Here is a 14,750-nt window from a genome sequence, read left to right on the forward strand (position 1 = left end):
AGACAACATGAAAAAGATACAAGTTTTATTTTTCGCCCTGTTAATTTGCCTGTTCGCAGCTAATCTGTATGCACAGGAACAAGGCAAAATAAGCGGTAAAATATTATCTACCCTGAATATTCCGATTGAGGGTGCGGTAATCTCTGTCACCGGAAGTGAAGATGTCACTACGGACAAAAATGGAGTATTTCAAATTCAATGCAAGGATCCGCAGAAAGCCAATATTTCTGTTTGGGCTGCCGGGTATTATACAGTGTTTCAGGCGGTAAATAACCGTAAGGAGATGTCTATTATTCTGATTCCCGAATCGGAGTACAAGTATAATGAGACAACGGTGTTGCCTTTCCGTATTGAGACAAACGGTGTTACTACTTCCGCTGAGAATATTGCCAAAAAAGACTTTGTGCCTGCCGGCATGAAGATAGACCGTGCTTTGGCTGGACAAATTGCCGGTTTGCAGGTAACTCGTGGTAGCGGTATGCCTGGAGAGGGAAGTTATCTCAATTTCCGTGGAGTACGTTCGTTTGTGGGTAACAATGCTCCGTTAGTTGTTATTAATGGTATACCTCATATACCGGACGTGAATGATTCTCCGTTGATTAACGGATTGAGCCGTAATATTTTCCAAGCTTACAATCTGCAGGATATTCAGAATATTACAATTTTGAAAGGTGCAGAGGCTGCTTTATATGGTTCTATGGGTGCTAATGGCGTTATTCTGATTGAGACAGATGGTGCTAATTCGGACAACATGAATACGGAAATCAGTTACTATGGACAATTTGGTATCAATTGGAATAATAAGCGTATGCCATTATTAAACGGAATCAACTACCGTTCGTATTTGTCGGATATGGGTATGAGTTATTTCGGTAATATGGATGAGTTCTTTACTGAATTTCCTTTTATGAGTGATCCTAATAACAGCAAATATGCTAACTACTACAATAACAATACGAACTGGCAGGATGAAATCTACCGGAGAGGATTCGTAACGGAGAATCTGTTTCGGGTAGAAGGTGGTGATGCTATCGCTAAATATGATTTATCTTTGGGGTACTCTAAAGAAGATGGAATATTGAAAAGTACCCAGCAGAATCGCTACCATACCCAGTTGAACGGAAACTTCTTGGTGAGTAAGAATTTTGAAGTCTATGCTACTGTCGGATTGGCATATATCAATGGCAATTATCAGGAACAAGGAATGAATATGCGTACCAATCCGTTACTCACTGCTTATGCACAGTCTCCGTTGCTGGCCCCTTACCAAAAATCTGATAATGGAATATTTACTCCGGTTTATTCTACCTATTATTATGGAATTAGCGAGAATATGGCTTATGCCGTAAGTAATCCGCTGGCTATTGTTAATACATTAGATGCGAGAAGTCGGCAGTATGACGTCAATATCAAAGCTGGTTTCAATTATAAAATGTTTCCCGGATTTTCTCTTGGTGGTGTGTTTGGGTTGTATTATAATTACAATAAAGAACACATTTTTGTTCCGGGACGTACGGATCTTACCATTGTTCCTATCACCGACTCATATGGTACAGAAGAAAATACGATACGAGAAGGTGTAGCGGAAGCCACTAACTACTTTTATAATTTAAATGCGCGCTACAACAAGTTGTTCAACAGCCGTCATGCACTGAACGTTATGGCAGGATTCCAGGCAATGACTACTTTGCAGGAATATGACGGAGCATATGCCCGTAACACTACTAATGATTTCTATCAGGTGTTGGGATCTGCAAATGCTGTTGGTCGTTATTTCGATGGTTATCAGAACAAATGGAACTGGGCGAATATCTATGCTCATGTCGACTATACTTATAATAATGTTCTGAATACTGCATTCAATATGGCAATTGACGGTTCTTCTGCCAACGGAAGATATACAAATCATTTCCAGGTATATCCGTCAGGTAGTGCCACCTGGATGATGAAAAACATGTCTTTCCTGATTGATAAAGATTGGATAAATCGTCTGGATATTCGTGCGGAATATAGTCTGATGGGAAACAGTCGTTTTTCTTCTAATTACGGAAAGTCGTATTATAGTAGTTCGCCATATATGGCAGTGTCAGGTATTTTGCGTACACAAATTCCGAATACACACTTGAAACCTGAAGTAACTTCACAAATGAACTTGAGTTTGGACGCAAGCATTTTAAGAAATCGTATTAACGTAGGGGTTGATTACTATCGTGGAAGAAGTAAAGATGTTATTATGAACATTAGTAAATCTGCAGTTTATGGTACGTCTGCTTATTATGCAAACGTCAGTAAGATTGACAATAATGGAGTAGAGCTTTCTTTACAGGCTTCACTTGTTCGCCTGCGTGATTTTGAATGGATTGTCGGAGGTAACATTTCTTTTATGGAAAGCAAAATCAAGTCGTTAGGTGGCAAGGAACAAGAAGTAATTGAATATGAAGACGGTTCCATGTTGGTGAGTCGAGTAGGAGGTAATCCATATGAGTTTTACGGACTTCAGGCAACGGGTGTTTACTCCACTCAGTCGGAGGCAGAAGAGGCAGCATTGCTGAACAGTAGTAATCAGCCATACCGTGCCGGTGATGTACGTTATGTAGATCAGAATAATGATGGTCGGATCGATTCTAAAGATTATGTATCTTTGGGTAGTGCTACTCCTGATTATTTTGGAGGATTTTACACCAACATCCGTTACAAACAGTTTGCTTTAGCTGCTGAGTTCTCATATTCAAAAGGAAACGAAGCTTACAATGCAGTAAGGCAGACACTGGAATCAGCTTCATCTTTTTCCAACCAAAGTGTTGCTGTAGCCAATCGTTGGAGTGTGGAAGGACAAGTGACCAATATTCCGCGTGCCAATTATGGAGACGCTATTGGCAATAACAAATTTTCTTCTCGCTGGATTGAAGACGCTTCTTATTTGCGCATGAAGAGTGTTACGTTAAGCTATAGTTTTGATAAGCCAGTTTGGAAGTTCTTCCGTTCCGGCACACTGTATGTGACAGGAGAAAATCTGCTTACTGCTACTAAATACTTGGGACTGGATCCGGAATTTGCTTACTCGTCCGGTAATAGTGCAATACAAGGATTTGATTATGCGAAAGTAATGCAACCGAAATCTGTCAAATTGGGTATTAACTTGAAATTCTAATGATGAAGATGAAAAAAATATTATTAAATGTCGCTTTCATTCTAGCGGCTACCTTATTGGGAGGATGTGATGATTTCTTTAATCCCGATACGGATGTTACACTCGATAATGAGGATTATATATCGGAAGAAAGTGAGATGTACTCCGGTTACATTGGTATTATGACTAAAATGCAAGCTATTGGAGACAAGGTGATTTATCTGAATGAACTTCGTGGAGAAATGGTGGTGCCGACTGCAACGGCACCCACTGAACTCTATAACTTGTATAATTATGATGATGATTTGAGTGGTAATTCGTATGCAGATCCTTCCGGATTTTACGAAGTGATTAATGCTTGCAACGATTATCTTCGAAAATTGAAAACATACGAAGAAAATAATTCTATTAACGAAAGCCATTACAAGGCGTTGGTCAGCAGTACGCTACGTGTTAAGACATGGATGTTTATGACAATTGCCAAAATCTATGGAGAGGTAGTTTGGGTGGATAAACCGATGACTTCATTAAGAGACTTGTCAAAGTTTGACGTGTTGAATCTTGATGAAACAATGGTTGCTTGTAAGAATTTGTTGGATATTGGTTTTGATAACATTGATGGAACTTATGAAACGGCTTGGAAAGACTGGGTAGATCCGGACACAGAATTAGCGAACAGTGAATATCGTCGTTGGGATATGATGACTCCGCCTTATTATGCTTTATATGCAGAGATTTGCTTGTGGTTAGGTAGATACCAGCAGTGTATCAATATGATACTTAACAAAATGAATAGTATGTATGAAAAGACCAACAATCAATCTATTGCTTTTTTACGTAATGATATGTTGTTCAGTCATTATAATAATTTTTTTAATAATGAGACACCGTATGATTATGAATCTGCATCAGCAATCATGTATGACTATCAAAACAGACAGACGAACAATCTGTTGAAACATTTCGATTCTGATTATCCGAATAAATATTGGTTAGCACCGGCCGAAGTGGCAGTTGAACGTTTCAAAGACAATGAATTCGATCCGCTGGGTAATCAAACCAAAGATTTCCGAATGGATCGTACGGTTTATGATTACAATGGAAAATGGGTGGTTTGTAAATTTCGTCCGATTTCCAGTCCTTTGCGTGCTGCTTATCGTGATGACGTATTTGTGTATACTTATCGAGGGGCAGACCTCTATTTCATGTTGGCGGAAGCTTTCAATCAGTTGGGTAGAAGAGCGGTAATAGACGCTTTAATTAATGTTGGTGTTAGTGGGTATATTAGTGAATTCGACGTTAATGAAGAAGGAACTTATTCTGGTAACTGGTATGGGTTTACCCCTCATTGGACAAATGCTAGTACCGTATACAATTATTCAAATGGAACTTCAGGAATCGCTAGCCGTAAATATGGTGACAAGGGGATTCGTGGAACGGAAGTAAGTTATAGTGGTTTAGGATCACGTACCTTTACCTCCGATAAGCAAAACAATGACGAAGAAATATTGAAAGAAATGATGCTGGAAATGGCATGCGAAGGAAAAGTTTATCCGGCTATGATTCGTATGGCAAAACGTTATAATGATAATAGTTTCATGGCGAAGTATATTTCGGAAAAGTACGAAACTACCGGCAATGCTGAAGACATTCGTTCCAAAATAATGAATGGAGACTATTTTATCAAATGGAATTTAAAATAAAGATCCTCAAATCATCCTTTGGATTGGATTATTAGGGTGGAGTGACGCGGGTTTTTGAATGAGAATCCGCGTCATTTGTTTCAAAAATAAATACTTTTGTAAATAACAATAATAAAGAATCATGAAAACATTCGCAGTATCTATTGCAGCACTTTTTATTTGGACAGCTTGCGGAGATGGAAATCAGCCGATAATTGACCGCGAGGCATTAGTAGAAAGGAATAGTCCTGTTGTGACGGCATTCGATTCATTAGCTTCACTTTCTGTAGGAAATGGAGAGTTTGCTTATACGGTAGACATAACCGGATTACAGACGTTTCCGGACAATTATAAAAAAGGAGTTCCGTTGGGAACGCAGAGCCAGTGGGGTTGGCATAGCTTCGCCAATCCGGACCGGCTTACTTCGGAAGAAACCCTGAAAGAATACGATTTTGGCAGGGGAAAGAAAGAACTTTACGCTACTCAATTCAAAGAAGAAGGCAGACAGCAGGATGCCGCTAATTGGTTTCGTGTCAATCCGCATCGTCTTCATTTAGGAATTGTCGGTTTTGACGTGGAGGAAGGTACGGATATTGAACAGGTAACTGATGTTCATCAGAAACTTTGCTTGTGGGATGGAAAAATCGAAAGTCGGTTTAAATTAAACGGTGAAGATTATCAAGTAGAGACAGTCTGCCATCCTTCTAATGATATGATTGCTGCAAATATTACCTCTAAGGCGCATACCGGGATTTGTTTTCGCTTTCCGTATCCTACGGGCGCTCATTGTGATGATGCATGTAATTGGGAAGCCGTTGATAAACATACAACGACTATTGTTACTCAAAATGAATCTTCCGCAGTTTTGAAACATACTTTAGATAGCATAGAGTATTTCGTAACTTTGTATTGGGAAGGGAAGGCTACTTTCAATGAGAAAGCAAAACATTATTTTGTCCTGACTCCGATGGACGATCATTTAGCTTTTGCATGTGCTTTTACTAGTACAGCTCCTTCAATGCAGCCTGTTACTGTAGCACAAACTCAAGAAGAAGCAAAAAACTATTGGAATTCGTTTTGGAAGGAAGGTGCAGCTGTTGACTTTTCGGCATGTACAGACCCACGGGCCAAAGAACTGGAACGACGTGTGGTACTTAGCCAATATTTGCTTGCTATTCAGAGCGCAGGTACTACTCCTCCGCAAGAGACGGGGCTTACCTATAATTCGTGGTTTGGCAAATTCCATCTTGAAATGATCTGGTGGCACGAGGCTCAATTTGCTCTTTGGAATCGTAGCAACTTACTTGACCGTACATTAGGCTGGTATGAAAAGGCTGAACCGATAGCGCGTCAAATAGCTCAAAGACAAGGGTTTGATGGTGTTCGCTGGATGAAAATGACCGATCCTTCAGGAACAGAAGCCCCTTCCAAAGTAGGAAGTTTTCTGATTTGGCAACAACCTCATTTAATTTATTTGGCAGAATTACTTTATCGTGCTGATCCGACTAAAGAAGTATTGGAGAAATATAATCGTTTGGTACAGGAGACTGCAGAATTTATGTACTCTTTTGCTACATACGATGAACTGGAAGGACGTTACATATTGAAAGGTGCCATTCCTGCACAAGAAACGTTGCGTGCTGCAGAAACAGTTAATCCTCCTTTTGAACTTTCTTACTGGCATTTTGCCATGCAGACCGCCCAACAATGGCGTGAACGTATGGGACAGCAACGCAGTTTGGAATGGGATGAAATGATCGATAAACTTTCCCCTTTAGCATCTAATAATGAAGGACTTTATCTGGCTGCTGAAACAGCCATAGATACTTATAAAGATATTCGTTATACTTCCGACCACATGGCAGTATTAGGTGCAGTCGGTATTCTTCCGATGAATAAACTTATCCGGGAAGATTATATGAAAAATACATTGCACTGGATTTGGGATAACTGGAATTGGGGTAAAACCTGGGGATGGGATTATCCGATGACGGCTATGAATGCTGCCCGTTTGGGTGAACCGGAAAAGGCCGTCGGAGCTTTACTGATGGACAAACGTACAAACACATACTTGCCGAATGGTCATAATTATCAGGACGGTCGTTTACGTATTTATTTACCGGGTAATGGCGGCTTGCTGACTGCTATTGCGATGATGTGTGCCGGTTGGGACGGATGTACGGAGACTAATCCGGGATTTCCGAAAGATGGAACTTGGAATGTCCGTTGGGAAGGATTGAAGCCATTACCATAATCAAACACAAAAAAATATGAGTTATTTTCATCTGAATCTTATTTTACAAGGAAAGCTGACTGTTTGTTGCCTCTTGATGTTGTCGGCGATGCCATTAAATGCTCAAAGAGAGGCAAAGCAGATCGGTGACTTTAAAGAATCCATCTCCTTGAATGAACATCTGCGAGGTACAAAAAGGACGTTGCAATATCGTCCCGATGGTGATGAGTTTGTTTGTGTCAATGGTAAGAATCGGTATACCCGTGCTTTGTACGGTAGTCACAGTCCCTTTCGGGTAGAAACAAGTGACCGGCCGGTTTTTGCTTTTTATAATAACGGACGCGGAGGAAATATAAGTTTCAAAGTCATTCTTCGTGACGGAACAGAATTGGCGCTTGACTGCACCGGGCATTGTGAATCCCGTTATTCGGCTGGAAAACGTACCTATTATTTGACAGACCCGTCTTGGGGAAAAGGAGAACTGCGTATTTCTGTATTGGCATTAGCCGATATGGATGGAGCTATTTGGCGTTTTTCTCCTTCGAATATGCCTAAAGGAGCTATACTTCGTTGGCAACATGGGGGAGCTACCGGAAAACGTTTGAGTCGTAATGGAGATATGGGGGTAGACCCGGCTGATTGCTTCGAACTTCCTGCCGAAGCGACTGACCTTGTCACAGGTGAACTTTCTTTGCAGAAAGAAGTATACTTGGTACGTGGGGAGGTTTCCGAAGGCTATAATGTCCGTAAACTTTATCAACAAGCGGAGGCAGCCTCTTTGGTATTGGCTTCTCATTTGAAGATAGAAACGCCGGACCCTTATTTGAACACGTTGGGTGGTGCATTGGTCGCAGCTGCCGATGGAATTTGGGACGGACAGGTTTGGTTGCACGGTGCTATTGGCTGGCGTATGCCGTTAAGTGGGTGGAGGGCCGGATATACCGGTGATGCTTTAGGTTGGCATGACCGGGCACGGACTCATTTTGATGCTTATGCAGCCAGTCAGGTGACTGATGTCCCGAATACAATACCTCATCCGGCACAGGATTCTACAATGAATCTGGCGCGTTCGGAAAAACGTTGGGGAACTCCTCAATATAGTAATGGGTATATTTGCCGGAATCCTGGACGTAACAACCAGATGCACCACTATGACATGAATCTTTGTTACATGGATGAATTGTTATGGCACTTCAACTGGACGGGAGATACTGCGTATGTCCGCAAAATGTGGCCTGTGATTACCCGCCATCTAGCTTGGGAAAAATTAAATTATGATCCGGACAATGATGGTTTATATGATGCATACGCTTGTATTTGGGCAAGTGATGCGCTTTACTACAACAGTGGCGCAGTCACCCATTCGTCGGCTTATAACTACCGTGCCAATAAAATGGCAGCTTTTCTTGCTTCTTTGATAGGCGAAGACCCTTCACCTTATCAGAACGAAGCCGAGCAAATATTGAAAGCGATGAATAAGCGTCTTTGGATGCAGGGCAAAGGTTGTTGGGCGGAATATCAGGATTTTATGGGACATCGCCGGCTTCACGAAAGTCCGGGATTATGGACTATATACCATGCACTCGATAGCGACGTTGCTGATCCTTTTCAAGCTTATCAGGCTACACGGTATGTTGATACGGAAATACCACATATCCCCGTGTATGCCGATGGACTGGAAGAGGGGTATGCAACGATTGCCACTACCAATTGGTTACCTTATTCCTGGAGTATCAATAATGTGGCTTTCGCAGAGGTAATGCATACAGCTTTGGCCTATTTCCAGGCAGGACGTCCGGAGGAGGCATATCGATTGATGAAAAGTTCATTTCTGGATGGTATGTACTTAGGTAACAGTCCCGGCAATTTGGGGCAAGTCAGCTTTTATGATGCTGCCCGTGGAGAGTGTTATCGTGACTTTGGAGATCCGATAGGGGTAGCTTCCCGATTACTGGTACAAGGATTGTATGGCATTTTACCCGATGTATTGAACGGGAAGATGGTGATTCGTCCGGGATTTCCCGCAGGATGGTTAAAAGCTTCTATTTCTTTGCCTGACATAACCTATCACTTTGTCAGGGAGAATGATACGGATATTTACCGGATAGAGCAACGTTTTAAGGCGCCTTTGGCATTGACATTACAAGTGAATGTCGGAAGAGAAAGGATTCATTCTGTGAAAGTAAATGGGAAAGAAGTTGACTGGAGCTTTGCGGAAGCTGCTTCTGGTTATCCGGTGGTTGTTATTCCTGCTTCTTCTGCCCAAAAAGCAATTGTCGAAATTGTGTGGAAAGGAAACTGTCTGAATCCGGTTTTGCCTGAAATACAGGCGGAGGCTTTAGCGGAGATCCGTGTTCCATCCATTTTAGGGGCGGTATTCGGTGAAATATATGATCCGCAGGGAGTGCTGATACAACCGAATGTTAGTGATACATCTATAAGAAGTAAGGTCAATGATCATTTGGGGCATCATACATTCTTTGTTCGCATGAAACAAGGACAGATGGAATGGTGGCAGCCTGTAAACGTACAGATTACGAAATCGGAAAAAACATCAGTCATTCTTCCTTTCTCACAGGTGAATACGTCAGAGTGCCGGGTGATGAATATGGATTCTTTGTTCAATGCGAATGTGACTGATATTTTCCGGAATGAGTATCTGACACCCCGTTCGCCTTATACCACTTTGCAACTTCCTGTTCAGGGCATTGGCGAGTGGTGCCATCCCAAATTAACTGCTGATATTGATGATGCAGGTTTGCGTGCCTTGGTACGTGATGAGATGCTGACTACCAAACTGGGTGTGCCATTCCGAACATTGGCTCAAGGAAGCAATATTGCTTTTACTTCGTTGTGGGATAATTATCCCGACAGTTTGAGTATTCCGCTTTCCGGTCGGGCTTCTCATGCCTATTTAATGATGGCAGGCAGTACCAACCACATGCAGTGTCGCATTGCTAATGGTATTGTTCGTGTATACTATACAGATGGAACTTCTGATGTATTGGAATTAGTGAATCCGGATAACTGGTGTCCTATTGAACAGGATTTCTATGTTGATGGTCAGGCATTCACCGTTGTTTCTCCCCGTCCTTATCGCATTCATTTTAAGACGGGTTTGGTTAGCAATGACTTGGGAAAGGACTTAGGCATAAAGGGTGTTTATGGACGTTCCATCGAGGGGGGAGCAGGTGTACTTTTGGACATGCCTCTGAATCCTTCCAAAGAGTTAAGTCATCTGACGTTGGAAACACTTTCAAACGATGTTGTTATCGGTCTGATGGGAGTTACATTGCAATAAAATAAAAATAACATATTAATAAAAGGATAAGAATTATGATGAGAAGAACTATTAATTTACTACTGATGTTGCTTTTTGTGGCAGAGGTAACATCTGCGAATACTGTTGATTTTGATAAAGCATTTAAAGAAAGCGCCCGTATCGAAAAACAGATTAAACGGACCTCTTTTCCGAAACGAACATTTCTTATAACTGATTTTGGAGCAAAAACGGATGATGAGGCTAATCCTTGCCATGAAGCCATTAATCAGGCTATTTTACAGTGCAGTCTGTCAGGAGGTGGCACAGTAATTGTTCCTAAAGGCACTTTTTATACCGGACCTATTACTCTAAAGAGCAATGTGAATTTCCATCTCGAAGAGGGAGCTGTTTTGAAATTCTCTACAGATCAAAGCCTTTATTTTCCTGCAGTTTTAACCCGTTGGGAAGGAATTGATTGCTATAACGCTCACCCCTTGATTTATGCTTATGGTGAAAGCAATATTGCCATAACAGGAAAAGGTATTATTGACGGACAAGGTAGCATGGAAACTTGGTGGCCGATGTGTGGGGCCGTAAAGTATGGTTGGAAAGAAGGCATGGTGGCTCAACGCAATGGAGGTCGTGAACGTCTGTTGATGTATGGTGAAACATCGACTCCTGTCTACAAGCGTCTGATGAAGCCGGAAGATGGTATGCGTCCGCAGCTATTGAACTTACATTCCTGCCACACCATCTTGATTGAAGGTGTTACTTTGTTAAACTCTCCATTTTGGGTGATTCATCCTCTTTTCTGCGAGAGCTTGATTGTTAGCGGAGTGACTGTTTTCAATCGTGGACCTAACGGAGACGGATGTGATCCTGAATCTTGTAAGAATGTGTTGATAGAGAATTGTACATTTGACACGGGTGATGATTGTATTGCCATTAAATCAGGACGTAATGAAGACGGGCGTAAATGGAATATTCCCAGTGAGAACATTATCGTACGTGGTTGCATGATGAGAAATGGACATGGAGGAGTAGTGATCGGCAGTGAGATTTCCGGTGGTTACCGTAACTTGTTTGTAGAAGACTGCCGGATGGATAGCCCGAATCTGGATCGTGTCATTCGTATTAAGACGAGCACTTGCCGTGGAGGACTTATAGAAAATGTATATGTGCGCAATGTAACGGTAGGACAATGTCGTGAAGCTGTACTTCGCATCAATCTGCAATATGAGAATCGGGAGAAATGTAAGAGAGGGTTTGACCCGATTGTCCGTAATGTGCATTTGAAGAATGTAACTTGTGAGAAGAGTAAATTAGGTGTGCTTATTATCGGATTGGAGGATGATAAACATGTATATAATATCAGTGTAGAGGATTCTCACTTTAATAATGTAGCCAAAGGAGCAAATGATATTAAAGGGGCGAAAGATATTACTTTCAAAAACCTTTATATCAATGGTGAATTGGTGAAATAGGGCATAATTGTAATAGATAAAAATCCAGCTATGAATGAAGAAGAATGGAAGACTGTCTATGACGTACAAATTTATGTTACATCTTTATCAGCAATAAGTGATTGTAATTGGAATAAGTTAGAATTCTGGATAAATCTTCATCAGGATGGTTTTATCTATAAGTTGAGACGTTATTACCCTGTACTTTCTGAAGATGATATACATATCATTCTTTTGTTACGTATCGATTTTAGTAATGCGCAGATTTCAGAGTTGTTCCATATTCTAGGAAGTTCTTTTCGGATACGCCGTAGTAGATTGAAAAAGAAAATGAATGTTTCTTGTGAATCTATTACCGATTTTATTAAATCATTACGTTTAGAATAATCTTTCTTTAAAAAACATATTTAAATGCGTATACATTGGCTGTGTATACGCATTTGTATACGGTTGAAATTTGTATTCCAATTTATAAATGTCGTCCTTTGTTACAACAAGAACGATAAATTCTTATTCGTACTAATAATATGGAAAAATGCAGCTCCTTATCTTATGTGATATAGATGGAATTGGAAGTGAATTATACAATTTTTACAAATATATGATATTGCTTTGAAAAAGATATTCAAAATTAGTAATCTCTAAAAGTAATTCTTATGAAAAAGTGGAATTTTGGCTTTGTTATGATTGGATTAGCCTTTCTAATCAGTATTTTAGTACTTAGTTGTCAGACGGATGAAACTGACGAATACTCTCAACAGGCAGTAGATGTGACTGCTGCTGATCTTTTTATTGCTTCGGAAGCTTATCAGAACTTGGAAAAAGAAATAGGAAAGGACATGAGAAGAGAACGAAACGCAATCTCTAAATTGTCTAAAGAAGACTTGGAACAATATCGTTTACTCCGAAAAGGTATGCTTAATGTTGAGACTCGTACAGAAGCAATTACTCAATTAAAGATTCTGACAGGATATGATTATCAAGCTAACCGTGATCGTATTTCTTCCTTGGTCAGGGACGTTTTTAAAGATGTAAATTTTACTAAATTAGAGTTGATGAGGGCACGACAAAAAAGTCGAATGTGTAAAGTTGTGATTACACGAACAGATACCAATGCAGAATTACGTGAAAAATGCAAGAATGATTGTGATGAAACGACTAAAGAAGATATAATTGCATGTCATAACCATTTTAACGAGAATATTAAAGATTTACCTGCTAGTGAATTTCCAGATGGTGAAAGCTATAAATTCTGGGTAAAAGTAAGAGATGCCTGTATATCGGCTGCACAAAGGGAGGAAGAAAATTGTAAAAAAAGTTGTGATAAAAGCTATCCAGATGAGGAATAAATTTTAATTGTAAGAGTTAATATTTAATAGTCGTAATAATGAAAAAATATCTATTCATTTTTATTTTCGTATCTATAGCCCAGCTATTTTACGGTCAAGGAAAATATACCATTCAGGGTGAATTACCCGACCATTCGTTAGATGATAGTTATTTGCGTTTGACTAATAGTTCAGCTCTTAGTCAAGAAAAAGAACGAATTAAACATTTATTTATTGATAGTATATTGGTGGTTGATGGGAAATTCCATTATGAAGGTGTACTTTCACAAAAGCCATTCTTAGCGTATCTTTCTAGTGCAAGGACAGGAAGAAATATGTTGGATTTGGGCCTGTATTTTATAGTTGAGCCTGGTAATATTCATATCCGCATCGCTAATTGGGCAGATGAGGGTGTGGTATCAGGTACTCCTATTAATGAAGATTACAGTACCTATATGATTGGCACAAAGAGAAGTATGGAAAATCAATTACTTTTTTTAGAAAAATATGCCCAATACCCGGATGTCGTACGATTCCACTTATCTTTTTTATTGAACGGACGAAGAATGTCAAGGGATCCTAATTTTCCAAAATATCTACAGATTCTCGACCGAATGCCTAAAGCAGATCGGGATATTCTTTTGGCTTGGCTGGACTATACTATTAAAAAGTATGAATATGAAAAAAAGACCAAACCATTATTGGACAGTATACGTAACAATGCTCCTCGTTTCATCGAGACTATTCCGAGTAATTCATCATCAACAACGATGAAAAATAAGTAGAATTTTAGTCTTATTGTGATTTGTATGACGTGTTTTTGATTATGAAATTGACAATCAGCGGGAGAATAAGTGCCCTATATGTTACTACCTTAAAAATAGTTTTATGAAAAAAAGCAAAGCTTTCTTGAATATGGTTGTGTTAACCTTTTTAATAGCTATATCTATGCTTAGTTGTCAATCGAATGATGATTATTTGCAAATCGGAATAGGCAATTGTGAGAGTAGCAATGGTATGTGTCCTATAACCGTATTTCATTAGGCTTTTTATACATCCATATTTAAGTTATAATCTAATATGAAAGTAAAAAAGCAAATTCTTGTTCTATTTTTGACAATGCTGGTAGAAATTCCGATTCTTTCTGCCCCAAAGCAAAAAAGAACAAAAAAAACAAAAGGCGGAAGTTGTCGGAAAGATTATTACATCAAAAGTCTACAAGATAAATGTAGGTACTTGCATTCTTCCATATAAAGATCCTATATTATTGAATGAGTCTGATTATTCAATAGAAATTAAAAATGATTCAATTTTTTCTGATCTTTTTTATCTCGGTCAAGCTGATATACCATACAGGAGAGGAGCAGAACTTTACTTTCAGGCTCCTTTGAAAAAATATACTGTGGATATAGATAAAAAGAAAAATGCTCACATCAAGTTTTCTGCAAATACAACAATAGGTAATTGCAACTTTTATATTAAGGTATATTCCAATGGAAGTGCGAGCATTTATATCACCTTGCAGCAGGGGAAAAGTATCATTTTTTAGGAGAATTAAATATGTGAAGAGAAGAAACGGAGTCTCTGTAACACTTAAATTATTATCATGAGAAAATATCTATTCATATTAATGTTTGTATCTATAGCCCAAC

9 protein-coding genes are annotated in these 14,750 nt (G+C 39.6%); all 9 read left to right on the forward strand.

The window, feature by feature from the left end; translation table 11 throughout:
- Window positions 1–7 precede the first annotated feature (7 nt).
- The 9 genes from LPH68_RS02160 (at window position 8) to LPH68_RS02200 (ending at window position 14,647) form a co-directional block, all read left to right on the forward strand.
- A complete protein-coding gene (locus LPH68_RS02160; RefSeq protein ID WP_049701963.1) occupies window positions 8–3,151 on the forward strand; it encodes a SusC/RagA family TonB-linked outer membrane protein in 3,144 nt (1,047 codons plus the stop codon).
- Window positions 3,151–4,833 (forward strand): hypothetical protein, encoded by a 1,683-nt coding sequence (locus LPH68_RS02165; RefSeq protein WP_008645534.1) that lies wholly within the window; start codon window positions 3,151–3,153, stop codon window positions 4,831–4,833. Before LPH68_RS02160 ends, LPH68_RS02165 begins: the two co-directional genes overlap by 1 nt.
- 121 nt (window positions 4,834–4,954) lie before the next feature.
- Window positions 4,955–7,066, forward strand: coding sequence for a hypothetical protein (locus LPH68_RS02170; protein ID WP_008645533.1), 2,112 nt, complete (start codon window positions 4,955–4,957; stop codon window positions 7,064–7,066).
- 16 nt (window positions 7,067–7,082) lie between these two features.
- Window positions 7,083–10,346 carry a DUF4450 domain-containing protein gene (locus tag LPH68_RS02175; protein WP_008645532.1) on the forward strand — a complete coding sequence of 1,088 codons (3,264 nt, stop codon included), beginning with the start codon at window positions 7,083–7,085 and terminating at the stop codon, window positions 10,344–10,346.
- Between the two features lie 35 nt (window positions 10,347–10,381).
- Window positions 10,382–11,791, forward strand: a complete 1,410-nt coding sequence (locus LPH68_RS02180; protein WP_178286125.1) for a glycoside hydrolase family 28 protein — start codon at window positions 10,382–10,384, stop codon at window positions 11,789–11,791.
- 30 nt (window positions 11,792–11,821) lie between these two features.
- Window positions 11,822–12,157 carry a hypothetical protein gene (locus LPH68_RS02185; protein ID WP_008645528.1) on the forward strand — a complete coding sequence of 112 codons (336 nt, stop codon included), beginning with the start codon at window positions 11,822–11,824 and terminating at the stop codon, window positions 12,155–12,157.
- A gap of 269 nt (window positions 12,158–12,426) precedes the next feature.
- Complete coding sequence (locus tag LPH68_RS02190) at window positions 12,427–13,119, forward strand: hypothetical protein (RefSeq protein ID WP_009040119.1); 693 nt, start codon at window positions 12,427–12,429, stop codon at window positions 13,117–13,119.
- A gap of 38 nt (window positions 13,120–13,157) precedes the next feature.
- Window positions 13,158–13,883 (forward strand): DUF4369 domain-containing protein, encoded by a 726-nt coding sequence (locus LPH68_RS02195; protein WP_008645522.1) that lies wholly within the window; start codon window positions 13,158–13,160, stop codon window positions 13,881–13,883.
- Window positions 13,884–14,320: 437 nt separating this feature from the next.
- Window positions 14,321–14,647, forward strand: a complete 327-nt coding sequence (locus LPH68_RS02200; protein WP_230296849.1) for a DUF4251 domain-containing protein — start codon at window positions 14,321–14,323, stop codon at window positions 14,645–14,647.
- Window positions 14,648–14,750 lie beyond the last annotated feature (103 nt).

Source organism: Bacteroides sp. 1_1_30, from assembly GCF_020982715.1.
In the GTDB taxonomy this organism is placed as follows: Bacteria; Bacteroidota; Bacteroidia; order Bacteroidales; family Bacteroidaceae; genus Bacteroides; species Bacteroides xylanisolvens.

Excerpts from the sequence above, each read along its gene's own strand:
- LPH68_RS02180 (WP_178286125.1), top strand. The coding sequence starts at position 10,382 with ATGATGAGAAGAACTATTAATTTACTACTGATGTTGCTTTTTGTGGCA.
- LPH68_RS02175 (WP_008645532.1), top strand. The coding sequence starts at position 7,083 with ATGAGTTATTTTCATCTGAATCTTATTTTACAAGGAAAGCTGACTGTT.
- LPH68_RS02160 (WP_049701963.1), top strand. The coding sequence starts at position 8 with ATGAAAAAGATACAAGTTTTATTTTTCGCCCTGTTAATTTGCCTGTTC.
- LPH68_RS02195 (WP_008645522.1), top strand. The coding sequence starts at position 13,158 with ATGAAAAAATATCTATTCATTTTTATTTTCGTATCTATAGCCCAGCTA.
- LPH68_RS02165 (WP_008645534.1), top strand. The coding sequence starts at position 3,151 with ATGATGAAGATGAAAAAAATATTATTAAATGTCGCTTTCATTCTAGCG.
- LPH68_RS02170 (WP_008645533.1), top strand. The coding sequence starts at position 4,955 with ATGAAAACATTCGCAGTATCTATTGCAGCACTTTTTATTTGGACAGCT.
- LPH68_RS02190 (WP_009040119.1), top strand. The coding sequence starts at position 12,427 with ATGAAAAAGTGGAATTTTGGCTTTGTTATGATTGGATTAGCCTTTCTA.
- LPH68_RS02185 (WP_008645528.1), top strand. The coding sequence starts at position 11,822 with ATGAATGAAGAAGAATGGAAGACTGTCTATGACGTACAAATTTATGTT.